Annotated in this window: 12 protein-coding genes; 7 read left to right on the top strand and 5 right to left on the bottom strand. The window is 75.6% G+C overall.

Annotation, left to right across the window (positions count from 1 at the left end):
- Positions 1 to 130 precede the first annotated feature (130 nt).
- Complete coding sequence (locus AB0469_RS01810) at positions 131 to 877, top strand: sulfite exporter TauE/SafE family protein (RefSeq protein ID WP_366449310.1); 747 nt, start codon at positions 131 to 133, stop codon at positions 875 to 877.
- Positions 878 to 895: 18 nt separating this feature from the next.
- Here AB0469_RS01810 and AB0469_RS01805 read toward each other — a convergent pair whose 3' ends face one another.
- Positions 896 to 1,183, bottom strand: a complete 288-nt coding sequence (locus tag AB0469_RS01805) for a metal-sensitive transcriptional regulator (RefSeq protein WP_042818119.1) — start codon at positions 1,181 to 1,183, stop codon at positions 896 to 898.
- Positions 1,184 to 1,263: 80 nt separating this feature from the next.
- Between AB0469_RS01805 and AB0469_RS01800 the strand changes: the two genes are divergently transcribed.
- From AB0469_RS01800 to glpK, 3 genes are all read left to right on the top strand, one after another.
- Positions 1,264 to 1,881 (top strand): rhodanese-like domain-containing protein, encoded by a 618-nt coding sequence (locus tag AB0469_RS01800; RefSeq protein WP_366449309.1) that lies wholly within the window; start codon positions 1,264 to 1,266, stop codon positions 1,879 to 1,881.
- Between the two features lie 127 nt (positions 1,882 to 2,008).
- Complete coding sequence (locus tag AB0469_RS01795) at positions 2,009 to 2,857, top strand: MIP/aquaporin family protein (RefSeq protein ID WP_366449308.1); 849 nt, start codon at positions 2,009 to 2,011, stop codon at positions 2,855 to 2,857.
- A gap of 38 nt (positions 2,858 to 2,895) precedes the next feature.
- Positions 2,896 to 4,413: a glycerol kinase GlpK gene (gene glpK, locus AB0469_RS01790; RefSeq protein ID WP_366449307.1), complete on the top strand. Its 1,518-nt coding sequence runs from the start codon at positions 2,896 to 2,898 to the stop codon at positions 4,411 to 4,413.
- Positions 4,414 to 4,426: 13 nt separating this feature from the next.
- Here glpK and AB0469_RS01785 read toward each other — a convergent pair whose 3' ends face one another.
- From AB0469_RS01785 to AB0469_RS01770, 4 genes are all read right to left on the bottom strand, one after another.
- Entirely contained in the window at positions 4,427 to 5,626 is a 1,200-nt protein-coding gene (locus AB0469_RS01785) for an MFS transporter (RefSeq protein ID WP_366449306.1), read from the bottom strand.
- Between the two features lie 83 nt (positions 5,627 to 5,709).
- Complete coding sequence (locus AB0469_RS01780) at positions 5,710 to 7,017, bottom strand: DegT/DnrJ/EryC1/StrS family aminotransferase (RefSeq protein ID WP_366449305.1); 1,308 nt, start codon at positions 7,015 to 7,017, stop codon at positions 5,710 to 5,712.
- Entirely contained in the window at positions 7,011 to 8,048 is a 1,038-nt protein-coding gene (locus tag AB0469_RS01775; protein ID WP_366449304.1) for an NAD-dependent epimerase/dehydratase family protein, read from the bottom strand. The genes AB0469_RS01780 and AB0469_RS01775 overlap by 7 nt, the downstream gene beginning before the upstream one ends.
- Before the next feature lie 402 nt (positions 8,049 to 8,450).
- Positions 8,451 to 9,173, bottom strand: a complete 723-nt coding sequence (locus AB0469_RS01770) for a phosphatase PAP2 family protein (RefSeq protein WP_366449303.1) — start codon at positions 9,171 to 9,173, stop codon at positions 8,451 to 8,453.
- Between the two features lie 738 nt (positions 9,174 to 9,911).
- Between AB0469_RS01770 and AB0469_RS01765 the strand changes: the two genes are divergently transcribed.
- From AB0469_RS01765 to AB0469_RS01755, 3 genes are all read left to right on the top strand, one after another.
- Complete coding sequence (locus AB0469_RS01765) at positions 9,912 to 11,114, top strand: acyl-CoA dehydrogenase (protein ID WP_366449302.1); 1,203 nt, start codon at positions 9,912 to 9,914, stop codon at positions 11,112 to 11,114.
- A 76-nt stretch (positions 11,115 to 11,190) separates the two neighbouring features.
- Entirely contained in the window at positions 11,191 to 11,649 is a 459-nt protein-coding gene (locus AB0469_RS01760; RefSeq protein ID WP_366449301.1) for an Rrf2 family transcriptional regulator, read from the top strand.
- Between the two features lie 137 nt (positions 11,650 to 11,786).
- Positions 11,787 to 11,885, top strand: coding sequence for a putative leader peptide (locus AB0469_RS01755; RefSeq protein WP_366449300.1), 99 nt, complete (start codon positions 11,787 to 11,789; stop codon positions 11,883 to 11,885).
- Positions 11,886 to 12,285 lie beyond the last annotated feature (400 nt).

Below are 12,285 nucleotides of genomic sequence, written 5' to 3'. Positions count from 1 at the left end.
CTGCGGCCCGGGTGCGGGCGCCCGTCCGCACCCCCCCTGCGCACCACGAACGGAAGACGGACATGAACATCCTCGGACGACCACCGGACGGCCCCGGCGGGAACCGCAGCCGCGGGGACGGCGGCGCGATATGACCGGGCTCGTACTCGCCCTGGCCGCCGGCGCGGTGATCGGCCTGGCCCTGGGGGCGCTCGGGGGCGGCGGCAGCGTCCTGGCCGTCCCCGCCCTGATCTACCTGCTCGGCCTCACTCCGGTCGCGGCCACCACCGCCGCACTGGCCGTCGTCGCCGCCACCTCGGCCGTCGCCCTGGCCGCGCACGCCCGCGACGGGCAGGTGCGGTGGCGTACGGGGCTGCTGTTCGCGGCCGCCGGGCTCGGTCCCGCGATGCTGGGCGGCGCGCTGGCCGCCCGGATCCCCGGCGCCCTGCTGACGGGGGCGTTCGCCCTGGTGGCGGCGGGCGCGGCGGTCCGGATGCTGCGGACCGCCCCGGCGGCCGGCGGCGCCGCCCCGGTCCGGCCGGGCCGGGCAGCGGCCGCCGGGGCCGGACTCGGCGCGGTCACCGGCGTCCTCGGTGTGGGCGGCGGCTTCCTCGCCGTGCCCGCGCTGGTGGGCGTCCTGGGCATGCGGATGCGCCACGCGGTGGCCACCAGCCTCCTGGTCATCACCGTCAACTCCCTGGCCGCGCTGGCGACCCGGTCGGGGGCGGCGCAGGGCCTGGACTGGGCCGTCGTCGCGCCCTTCGCGGGGACCGCGGTCCTCGGGGCCCTGGACGGGAAGCGGCTCGCCGCCCGGATCGCCGGCCCCGCCCTCCAACGGGCCTTCGCCCTGGTGCTGCTGGGCGTGGCCGCGTTCATGCTGCTGGACGCGGCGCTGTGAACGGACCGCTGCCGGGGGTCAGGCGAGCGACAGGAACAGCTTCTCCAGCCGGGCCCGCATCGCCTGCGGGTCCTCCCCGTCCACCCGGCCGTCGCGGGCGTCGGCCACGCACTGCTGCAGGCCCGTCGCGATGATCGCGAAACCGGCCCGGTCGAGCGCCCGGGAGGCCGCGGCGAGCTGCGTCACGACGTCCTCGCAGTCGCGCCCCTCCTCGATCATCCGGATCACGCCGGCGATCTGACCCTGCGCACGCCGCAGCCGGTTCAGCACGGCCTTCAGCTCGGTGCCCTCAAGCTCCAGTTCCACCATCACTCCTCCGAGATACCCCCAGGGGTACTGTACGTCCCGGTTCGGGGCGACGTCGACCACGAAGGACCACCTCTGCCATGAACGCCCCCACCCCCGCCCCCACCCCCGCCGCCCTGGACGTCGACCGGGCCCGGGCGCGCCTCGCCGGACTCACCGTCATCGACGTGCGCACCCCCGCCGAGTACGCCTCCGGCCACCTCCCCGGCGCGCTCAACGTCCCCCTGGACCGGCTCGGGCGGGCCGTCCCGGACGTACGGCGCGCCGCGGAACGCGGCGGCGTCCTCGTCGTGTGCGCCTCCGGCGTCCGGTCCGCGAAGGCCTGCGCCCGGCTGGCCGAGCACGGCGTGCCCGCCGCGACCCTCGTCGGCGGCACGGCCGCATGGGCCTCCGCCGGACACGCGCTGCACCGCCCCGAGGCCCCCGCCGGCCGTCCCGGCTGGAGCATGGAGCGCCAGGTCCGCTTCACCGCCGGCGCCCTCGTCCTGCTCGGCCTCGCACTCGGCCTGCTCGTCCACCCCCTCCTGCTGCTCCTCGCCGCCGGGGTGGCCGGCGGCCTCGCCGTCTCCGCCCTCACCGGCACCTGCGGCATGGCCGCCCTCCTCGCCCGTCTTCCGCGCAACCGGCCCCGCACCGCCGACCTCGACGCGGCACTCGCCGCCCTGCGCGGCCACGCCCCCGGAGGGGGCCGCCGGTAGGGAGCCGTGGCGTTCCCCGGGGCGCCGTGCCGGTGCCCGCGCCCGATGCCCCCGCCGGACTTACGATGTCGCTAGAGGACTCGGGGCAGTCGACGGCCGGTCTCTGGCCGGCGGGAAGCGGGCACCCATGGCGGCGCGGCTCAAAAGATCGGGACTGGTCGGCGAGCTCTCTGCGGAGTTCGCCGGAACGATGATCCTCATCCTCTTCGGCTGTGGCGTGGTGGCCCAGGTGGTCGCCGGCGGCGCCCTCACCAATCCGCCGGGCGGCCTGGGCAACCACGACAGCATCGCGTGGGCCTGGGGCCTCGGCGTCACCCTCGGCGTCTACGTCGCCGCCCGGCTGAGCGGCGCCCACCTCAATCCCGCGGTGACCGTCGCGCTGGCGGCGTTCAAGGGATTCCCGTGGAAGCGCGTGGGCCCCTACGTGGTGGCCCAGATCGCCGGTGCGTTCGTGGCCGCCCTCATCGTGCGCTGGAACTACAGCGAGGCACTGGCGAAGGCGGACCCCACCCACACCATCAAGACGCAGGGCGTCTTCTCGACGCTGCCGGCCAACGGCAACACGAACCTTCCGGTCACCGAATGGGGGGCGCTGCGCGACCAGATCATCGGCACGGCGATCCTGCTCCTGCTGATCCTCGCGGTCACGGACCTCCTCAACACGCCCCCGGGCGCCAACCTCGCCCCGTTCATCGTCGGCCTCATCGTGGTCGCGATCGGCATGGCCTGGGGCACCAACGCGGGCTACGCCATCAACCCGGCGCGCGACCTCGGCCCCAGGCTGGCCAGCTTCCTCACCGGCTACGGAGGGGCGTGGCGCGACCAGTACGGGAACTTCTACTTCTGGGTGCCGATCGTCGGCCCGCTGATCGGCGGCCTGCTGGGCGCGGCCCTGTACAAGTTCCTCATCGGCCGGTACCTGCCGACCGCCGAACCGGAACCCGCGGGACGGGTGCCGGTACCGGACGAGAGCTGAGCCGACCCGCAGTTCGGGACCAAGAGAGGCGGCAACCCATGGCTGACTTCGTCGGCGCAGTGGACCAGGGCACCACCAGCACCCGTTTCATGATCTTCGACCATGCGGGCAGCGAGGTGGCCAGACACCAGCTGGAGCACTCGCAGATCCTGCCCCGCTCGGGGTGGGTCGAGCACGACCCGGTCGAGATCTGGGAGCGCACCAACTCCGTGATCCAGAACGCCCTGCGGCACGGAAACCTTTCCGCGACCGACCTGGCGGCCATCGGCATCACCAACCAGCGGGAGACGACCGTCGTCTGGGACCCGCGCACCGGCCGCCCCTACTACAACGCCATCGTCTGGCAGGACACCCGCACCGACTCCATCGCGGCGGCGCTGGACCGCTCGGGCCGGGGCGACGTGATCCGGCGCAAGGCGGGGCTGCCGCCGGCGACCTACTTCTCCGGCGGCAAGATCCAGTGGATCCTGGAGAACGTCGACGGGGTCCGCGAGGCCGCCGAACAGGGGCACGCCCTCTTCGGCAACACCGACTGCTGGGTGCTGTGGAACCTCACCGGCGGCCCCGACGGCGGCATCCACGCCACCGACGTCACCAACGCCAGCCGCACCATGCTCATGGACCTGGAGACCCTCGACTGGGACGACGAGCTGCTGGGCTTCTTCGGCGTGCCGCGGTCGATGCTGCCGACCATCAACCCCTCCTCCGATCCCGAGGCGTACGGACAGGCCCGCACCTCCCGGCCGCTGCGGGCCGCCATCCCCATCACCGGGGTGCTCGGCGACCAGCAGGCGGCCACCGTCGGCCAGGTCTGCTACGCCCCGGGCGAGGCCAAGAACACCTACGGCACCGGCAACTTCCTGGTGCTCAACACCGGCACCGAACTCGTCCGGTCCCAGCACGGCCTGCTGACCACCGTGGCCTACCAGTTCGCGGGGCAGCCGGCGGTCTACGCCCTGGAGGGCTCCATCGCCGTGACCGGGTCCGCGGTCCAGTGGCTGCGCGACCAGCTGAAGATCATCAGCGATGCCGCGGAGACCGAGCGCCTGGCCTCGACCGTCGAGGACAGCGGCGGCATCTACTTCGTGCCCGCCTTCTCCGGCCTGTTCGCCCCGTACTGGCGCTCCGACGCCCGCGGCGCGATCGTCGGCCTCGCCCGCTACCACGACAACGGCCACCTGGCCCGGGCCACCCTGGAAGCCATCTGCTACCAGAGCCGCGACGTGGTGGAGGCCATGGAGCAGGACTCGGGCGTCCACCTGGACGTGCTCAAGGTCGACGGCGGCGTGACGGCCAACGACCTCTGCATGCAGATCCAGGCCGACGTCCTCGGTGTGCCGGTCAGCCGTCCGGTCGTCGCCGAGACGACCGCGCTCGGCGCCGCCTACGCCGCGGGCCTGGCGACGGGCTTCTGGCGGGACACGGACGAACTGCGCACCCACTGGCAGGAGTCCAAGCGCTGGGAGCCCCAGTGGTCCGAGGAGCAGCGGGCCGAGGGGTACGCGGGCTGGAAGAAGGCCGTGGAGCGCACCCTCGACTGGGCCGAGGTCGAGTAGCCGGCGGAGCGGATCAGGGGCGGCGCAGGCCAGGGGCCAGCGCCGCCATCGCCGCCATCAGCGCCGGCAGCACCAGCATCGCCCACCGCAGGTCCGTCGCCTCCGCGAGGACGCCGATGACCGGCGGTCCCGCGAGGAAGCCGACGTAGCCCACCGCCGAGACGGCGGCGATGGAGGACCCGGTGCGCTCCGGCCGCAGCGCGGCCGCGTGGGCGAAGACGAGGGGGATGACCGCGGCCATCCCCAGGCCCAGCAGGGCGTAGCCGACGAAGCCCGCCGCCGTCGTCGCGGCGAGGATCGGGACGAGGGCCCCGGCGCCCGCCACCGCGGCGCACAGGAGCGTGAAGGCGACCGTCCCGAGGCGGGCCCGCAGCCGGTCGGCGGTGAGGCGTCCGACGACCATGCCCGCGGAGAAGACGGCGTACCCCAGGCCCGCCGCGCCCGCCGAGGCGCCGGTCTCCTCCTTCAGGTACACCGCGCCCCAGTCGTTGACGACCCCCTCCCCCATCAGCGCGCAGAACGCCACGAGGCCCGGCACCCACAGGCCCGGCCCGGGCAGGGCCAGCAGCGGGTCCCTCCGGGACGGGCCCCCGGCCGGCGGCGGATCGGGGGCCAGGGCCGTGGCCGCCGCCCCCGCCACCACCAGCAGGAGCAGGGCCGCCACCGTGAAGTGCGCCCGGATGCCGATCCCGGCGGCGGCCGCGAGGCCCCCCGCCGTGGCGCCGGCGATCCCGCCGAGGCTGAACATGGCGTGGAAGCCGCCGAGGACGGGGCGGCCGCAGGCCCGTTCGACGAGGACGCCCTGGGTGTTCATCGCGACGTCGACGGCCGTGTTGCCGCACGCGAACACGGCCAGGGCGGCCGTCAGCGCCGCGAGGCCGGGGACGTGGGGCAGGCTCGCGAGGGCGCCCAGGTAGGCGGCCATGCCGGCGCACAGGACCGTGCGGCTGCCGAACCGGGCGACCAGGCCGCCGACCAGCGGAAGTCCGAGGAAGGCGCCGCCGCTCAGGCCGACGAGGGCCACGGCCAGCTCCCCGGCGGACAGGTCCAGCCGGTCCTGGACGGCGGGGACCCGGGCCGCCCAGGTGGCGAAGGCGGCGCCCGTGACGAAGAAGACCGCGCAGACGGCCGCCCGCATCGCGCGCGGGCTCGGGCTCCGGCCGCGGGCGGAGGCCGTGGTGCGTCCGGCCGCGGTCCCGGGCTCGTTGCGCATGTACCTCGTCCCTTCGTCGTTCGTGCCGGTCCGTGCGCGGCCGGTCCCCCCCGCGCTCCGGCGCGGGAGGAGCGGCCGTCCGCCTACCGCGCCGCGTCGGCCGTCCGCCGGGTCAGGGCGATCAGCGCCTCCCGTTCCTCGACGAGGACCTTGTACAGGACCTCTGCGTAGCGGTGCATCGTCCGTACGTCGTTGGGAGGGCCGAACGAGCTGAAGCTCTGGCCCAGCACCAGGCGGCGCAGGCAGACCTCCTCGCTCACGGGGTACTGCGCGGGATCGTAGCGGTGTCCGGGGGTCGCGTGCCCGCAGCTCCAGGGGCACCCCCGGCCGTATCCGCGCAGTTCCCGGAAGAGGGTCTGCCCGGGGACGGGCTGCGGCTGCCAGCGCATGATGTGCAGGCCTTCGGCGTTGACCGCCCGGGCGAGCGCGTCGCGGAAGGCGGCGACGGGGAGGCCGTCGAGTCCGATGTCCTCGGGCATGACGAGCAGCGGGTAGAAGAAGTAGACGTGCGTGCGGTCCTCGGGCACGACGGGCGGGCGGATGCCGGGCACCCCGGCGAGGGCCTGCGTGAGGGCGGCGCCGTTGGCCTGCCGGACGAGGGACATCCGCGGCAGCCGGGTGAGCTGGGAGCGGGCGAACGCGGCGGCGAGGACGTCGATGCGGTAGTTCCAGCCCATGATGCGGGCGTTGTAGTCGCGGCTCTGGCCGGGGAGCTCCTCACCGAACATCAGCACCCGCCGGGCCAGCCGGTGCTGCTGCTCGTCGCGGGTCGCGAACAGGCCGCCCTCACCGAGTGCGGAGAGGGTCTTGGACCCGTTGAGGCTGGCGCCGCTCATCGTGCCGAGGGAACCGACCGGGCGGCCCCGGTACTCGGCGCCGTGGGCCTGGGAGGCGTCCTCGATGAGGACCAGCCCGTGCCGGTCGGTGATCGCCCGCAGGGCCTCGTAGTCGGCGGGCAGGCCGTTGAGGTCCACGGCGACGACCGCACGGGTGCGGTCGGTGATCCGCTCCTCGATCCGGGCCGGGTCGAGGTTGAACGTCGCGAGGTCGGTGTCGACGAACACCGGGATGGCGTTGGCCTGGAGCACGCAGGAGGCCGAGGCCAGGAAGGTGTCGGCCGGGACGAGCACCTCGTCGCCCGGCTCCACGCCCGCGGCGGCGATCGCCATGTGCAGGGCCGCCGTGCCGGAGTTGGCGGCGAGGACGTGGGGCATGCCGGTGAACTCGGCCCAGGCGGCTTCCAGGTCGTTCACCGTGCGCATCGGCCAGTGCCAGGGGGTCGCCTGGTCCAGCGCGTCGAGCACGGCCTTGCGGTCGGCGTCGACGATGTGCGGCCAGGGGGCCGACTCGTGCGCGGAGAGGAGGGGGGAGCCCCCGTCGACGGCTAGCACGCCCCGGCCTCCTCACCGGCCGCGCCGGCCGCGGTCAGCGCCGGCCGGCGGCGGGCCGGGGTCTCGCGGCGGAACACCGCCCTGGCGGAGGGCGTCTCGGGGAAGGGGCCGAGCAGGGCGGCCAGGCCGGAGAGGCCCGCGGCGAGGGTGACCCGCGGAGCGAAGCCCAGCCCGGTCAGACGGGTGACGTCGGCCAGGAGCGTGAAGCTGTCCGCGAGGCTGGAGGTGTCGGCGTCCAGCAGCGCGGGGCGGCCGGTCGCCGCCCCCACCGCGTCGGCCAGCTCGCGCATCGAGACGGCGGTGCCGGTGCCCAGGTTGTAGGTCTCGCCGTCGGCGCCCCGGCCGGCCAGGACGATCAGGGCCCGGCACAGGTCCTCGACGTGGATGAAGTCGCGGCGCTTGCGGTCGACGTCCCCGACCACCGGGATGGGCTGCTCGTTGAGGTGCCAGCGCAGGAACTGCGAGACCTCCCCGCCCGCCCGGCGCGGGTCCTCTCCGGGACCGTAGACGACGAAGGACCGTCCGATGACGACGGGCAGCCCGGCCGTCGCGTACAGGCTGCGCAGGGTCAGCTCGCCGGAGAGCTTCGAGGCGCCGTAGGGCAGGAAGGGCTGCGTGGGATGGTCCTCGCGGATCGGGCTGTGCAGCGGGGTGCCGTAGACGATGGCGGAGGAGAGGTAGACGAGGCGGCGCGCGCCCAGTTCCAGGCAGGCGTTGCCGACGTTGCAGGTCGCCAGGGCGTTGAGGTGGAAGTCGCGGCGGGGGTCGGCGACCGACTCGGTGCCGCTGGCGTTGCCGGCCAGGTGGAACACGGCGTCGGCGCCCTGCAGGGCCAATAAGGTCTCGCCGTAGTCGCGCAGGTCGGCGCGGACGTGGGAGACGCCGGGCAGGGCCGCGAGTTCGGCGGGGAGGGGGGCGTGGTCGACGACGGTGACCTTCCGGGACAGCAGGCTGAGGGCCGTGACGAGGTGTCGGCCGACGAAACCGGCTCCGCCGGTGACGGCCACTTCCTCGTAGGGGGTTTCGGGCATGTCGGGACCGTGCTGCACGATCGCTCCATTCGGGATGCGAGGCGGGGGGAGGCGGGGGGAGGCCGGTACGGGCGGACACCGGCCGGTGTCTCCCGGGGGCGCACCCGCCTGCCGCGCACCCGGCGGTGCGCTCTCGAAGCGGCGGTGCTGTTCGACCCTGGCCCGGACCGGCAGTGGCGCTCACGCACCTGATCGGTTGCGGCCCTGCCAGTTCACCACGGTTCCTCCCCGTCGGCGCAAGGGGCGCCGGGGAGTGTGGCCGAGACTGCCCGCCGCCCGGCCGCGCGGCGCCGAGAAGAGCGGAGTTGGTCTGTTTTCGCGACGATCGAGCACGGACGGAGGGATTCCGCCCGAACCGGAAGCGTGGCGGCCGCGTTTCGCGGCCGGGCCCGGATGGCCGATTCAGGCGGACTCGCCCGGGGGGCCGGGACGGCGCCCGTGCGCCCGGAGGGCACGCAGGCGCGCGAGCCGGACCCCGTACGGGGTCCCGCACGCACCACGCGCGTGTGCGAGGGACGCCCGCCGGGCCCCGAAGGCCACGGCGGTCGCGGCCACCAGGGCCAGGCCGAGCAGCCAGCCCCCGAGGACGTCGCTCACCCAGTGCACGCCGAGCGCCACCCGCGTGTACCCGACGCCCGCCACGGAGACCACCGCGAGCCCCCACAGGAGCGCACGGCGGCGGCGGGACACCAGCGGGAGCAGGACCACCAGCAGCACCGCGCAGGAGGTGGCGGCCGTCATGGCGTGCCCGGAGGGGAAGGCGAACCCGGGCGCGTGGGAGACCGGATCGGGCAGGCCGGGCCGGGCCCGCGCGACCACGCCCTTGACCAGCGCGCCGAGCAGGCCGCCGGCCGTGGCGGTGACGGCCGCCCAGAGCGCCAGGCGGACCGCGCCCCGGACGAGCAGCCAGACCACCAGCGCCGCCACGAGCAGCCGCATGGTCACCGGGTCCCACACGACATGGGTCAGGAAGTCGAGGAAGCGCACCCGTGCGGGTTCCTCCAGCGCCACGGTGTGGAGCCGCTCGGCCGCGCTCCGGTCGAGCCGGCTCAGCGGCGCCCACCGCGCCTCCACCAGGGCCAGCACGAGCGCGAAGGGGACGCAGGCGGGGACGGTCACGGCCACCGTCCTGAGCAACCGCCCCCGGAAGCGGGCGCCTGCGCCCGGGCGGGCATCGGGTCCGGGGCGGGCGCCTGCGCCCGGGCGGGCGCCAGGTCCGGGGCGGGCGCCGGTTTCCGGGCGGGCGCCGGTTTCCGGGCGGGCGCCGGTTTCCGGGCGGGCGCCGGGTCCGGGGCGGGCGCCGGGTCCGGGGCGGGTATCCGTTCCCGGGCGGGCGGGGACGGAGTCGGCGGGCGCGGGGGGCGGGGTGGAAGGTCGTGCCATGGCCGCCATGTTTCCGTCCCGGGTCCTCCACCGGAAGACCGGTACCCGTGCGGTCACGTCTCCCTGACGGCACATGACCCGCCGGAGCCTCCTCGCACCCGTCCGTGCGCCGCCGAACTCCGCGCGTTCCGGCCTTCCCTGACGGAGGGTCCCGCCGTCGGCTCCGCCCCGGGACCGGATCGACACCCCTCCGACCTGCATCTTCTCTCATCCCGAGACCGTTGCGTCCGCCATGCGGTCGCGCCCTTGCCCGGGGACCGCATCCGGGGAAGTATTCCTATCAATCCGATGGGAAAGGTGGGGATCGGATACGGCGCGACCCTGCCCACCAGCCTTCCTCCTCCCCGCACCTCCGGCATCCGGTCGGCGCGGCCCGACAACGCCCGGAGCAGTCGACATGACCACCGACGTCCCCCCGCCCTCCGCCGCCCGCCCCGCCCCCGCGCCGAACGCCCGCGCACGGGCCTCCCGGTGACGCCCGTGCCGACGGCCCCGCACCCCGCCGGACACCCGCCCGCCGCCGCACAGCGCCGCGCGCTCCTGCGCACCGCGCGCGACGTGGCCGAGGACCTGGCCGCGGACGCCATCACCCGCGACCGGGCGGGCAGGCCCCCCGCCGACGAGACGGGCCGCCTGCGCGAGGCGGGACTGCCCGCGGCCCTCACCCCGCCCCGCTCCGGCCGCGGAACGGACTGGCGTACCGGATGCGCCGTCATCAGGGAGGTGGCCGCGGCCGACAGCTCGCTCGGCGAGGTCCTCGCCCGCCATTACGTGCACGCGTGGAGCGGACGCTTCTACGCGGACGATGAGCGCGCCGCCGCCCTCGAGGAGGAATCGGTGCGGCGGCAGTGGCTGTGGACCGGCGCGGTGCACGCCCCCGCCCCCGAAGAGGACGTCGACCGGCCCGACCTCACGCTGAGGCCGCGCACCACGGGGTACGTCCTGGAGGGGCGCCGGCCCGTGGACACGGCGGTGGCCGCCGCCGACCAGATCGTGCTGGACGCCGTGTGCGCCGTGACGGGCGACGTCCTGGTGGTACGGGTCCCGGCCGGCACGCGGGGCGTGAGCGTCGAACCCGCCCCCGAGCGCCTCGGCCAGCGCGTCGCGGGAGCCGGAGAGGTCGTGTGCGACCGCGTGGCCGTCCCGGCCGGGCAGGTGCTGGGCCGCCGGCCGCACGACGAGGAGTCGGCCGCACCCTTCACCGCGCTCGCCGAGCCGGCGCTCCGCCTCGCCCTGTGCCACGTGGGCCTCGGGACGGCCGAGGGCGCGCTCACCGAGGCACGGGACCTCAGCAGGGGCGGCCGGGCCCGCCGGGCGCCCGGCGAGGACCCGGACCTGTTCCTGACCTACGGGGAACTCGCCTCCGCCGTCCAGACGGCGGGCGCCGTGGCGGACCGGGCCACGGAGGTGATGGCGCAGGCCCTCGACAGCGGCGGGCAGCTCGGCGCGGAGGAGGCCGCGGGCGTCGCCGCCCTCGTCGCCACGGCCGAGACCGTGACGTCGAAGGCCGCCCTGCACGTCACCGCCCGCGTGCTGGAGTTCGCCGACGCCCCCGGCCTGGACCGGTTCTGGCGCAACGCCCGCGTCCTGACGGCCCACCGCCCGGTGGCGCACCGCCTGCGCTCCATCGGCGAGCACTACCTCAACGGCTCCCACCGCGCGGTGGCGGCTGCCTTCCGCTGACGCGCGGCCCGCGGGGCGCGCGGCGGCCCACCCGCGCGGGACCGGGGCGGCCGCTGCCGTACGGGATAATGTCCGCATGCGGATCTCAGCCAGGGCGGACTACGCGGTACGCGCCGCACTGCAGCTTGCCGCGTCACAGGACGAGGGGCCGCTGAAGGCCGAGGCCATCGCCGACGCCCAGGACATCCCCCACAAGTTCCTCGAGGGCATCCTGGGCGACATGCGCCGCGGCGGTCTCGTCCTCAGCCGGCGCGGCGGCAACGGCGGCTACCGGCTGGCCCGCCCGGCGGCGGCCATCAGCATCGCGGACGTCATCCGCGTCGTGGACGGACCGCTCGTCTCGGTGCGCGGGGTCCGCCCGCCGGACCTCTCCTACACCGGCCCCGCCGAGTCGCTGCTCCCCCTGTGGGTGGCGCTGCGGGCCAATGTCCGCGAGATCCTCGACGGCGTGTCCCTCGCCGACGTCGCCTCCTCCGCCCTGCCCGCCGACGTCGCCGCGCTGGCCCACGCCCCGGGCGCCTGGACCAATCCCTGACCCTCGGGCCCATCTGCGGTTTCTCACGTCGCGAGACGATGGCGTCCAACATGTGACCGGCCTCTTGGGGCCGCCCTTCCGCTCTGCCAAGATGCCTACCAACCAGGTGGGAAAACTAGGAAATCGAGGAGGCGGCCGTGCGAGCACTGCACCGTGCGGGCCTGCCACTGCCCCTGGTCTCCCGCCGGCACATCGACCTGGGCCGTACCGCCAGCGCCATCTGTCCGCCTGCCTGAACCGCCCCGAGGCCCGGCCGCGCGGGCAGTGCACGGCCGCCGTGCCCTGGCCGCGCCCCCGCGCGCAGCACCGGCCGGACTCCGCCCCGGGCCGCCCCGCGCCGCCCACGGCCTTCCCGCACGCGACCACGCTCCCGCCGCCCGCGGCCGGGAGCGGGTGCCGTGCGCCCCGACGGCTTCGCCGCGCCCTCCTCCGCTCCCGCGACCCCATCCCCTGAGAGGACACCTCCGTGTCTGCCGCAAGATCGCTCACCGCCCTGCGCACCCTCGCCGTCACCGCGGCGCTCCCCCTGCTGCTCACCGCGTGCGGCTACGGCTCCGAGGCGCAGAAGGACGAGCCGAAGGCGGCCGGCGCCTCCGCCGACGGCGGCAGCAAGCTCTCCGCGTCCGAGGTCCGCAT

The organism is Streptomyces sp. NPDC093801, from assembly GCF_040701585.1.
Lineage (GTDB): Bacteria > Actinomycetota > Actinomycetes > Streptomycetales > Streptomycetaceae > Streptomyces.
Note: the sequence above shows the minus strand (reverse complement) of the source record. Positions and strands in the feature narration are given on the sequence as shown.

Bases quoted from the DNA above. Each gene is read 5' to 3' on its own strand.
- AB0469_RS01800 (WP_366449309.1), top strand. From the start codon at position 1,264: ATGAACGCCCCCACCCCCGCCCCCACCCCCGCCGCCCTGGACGTCGAC.
- AB0469_RS01810 (WP_366449310.1), top strand. From the start codon at position 131: ATGACCGGGCTCGTACTCGCCCTGGCCGCCGGCGCGGTGATCGGCCTG.
- AB0469_RS01775 (WP_366449304.1), bottom strand. From the start codon at position 8,048: ATGCCCGAAACCCCCTACGAGGAAGTGGCCGTCACCGGCGGAGCCGGT.
- glpK (WP_366449307.1), top strand. From the start codon at position 2,896: ATGGCTGACTTCGTCGGCGCAGTGGACCAGGGCACCACCAGCACCCGT.
- AB0469_RS01760 (WP_366449301.1), top strand. From the start codon at position 11,191: ATGCGGATCTCAGCCAGGGCGGACTACGCGGTACGCGCCGCACTGCAG.
- AB0469_RS01795 (WP_366449308.1), top strand. From the start codon at position 2,009: ATGGCGGCGCGGCTCAAAAGATCGGGACTGGTCGGCGAGCTCTCTGCG.
- AB0469_RS01785 (WP_366449306.1), bottom strand. From the start codon at position 5,626: ATGCGCAACGAGCCCGGGACCGCGGCCGGACGCACCACGGCCTCCGCC.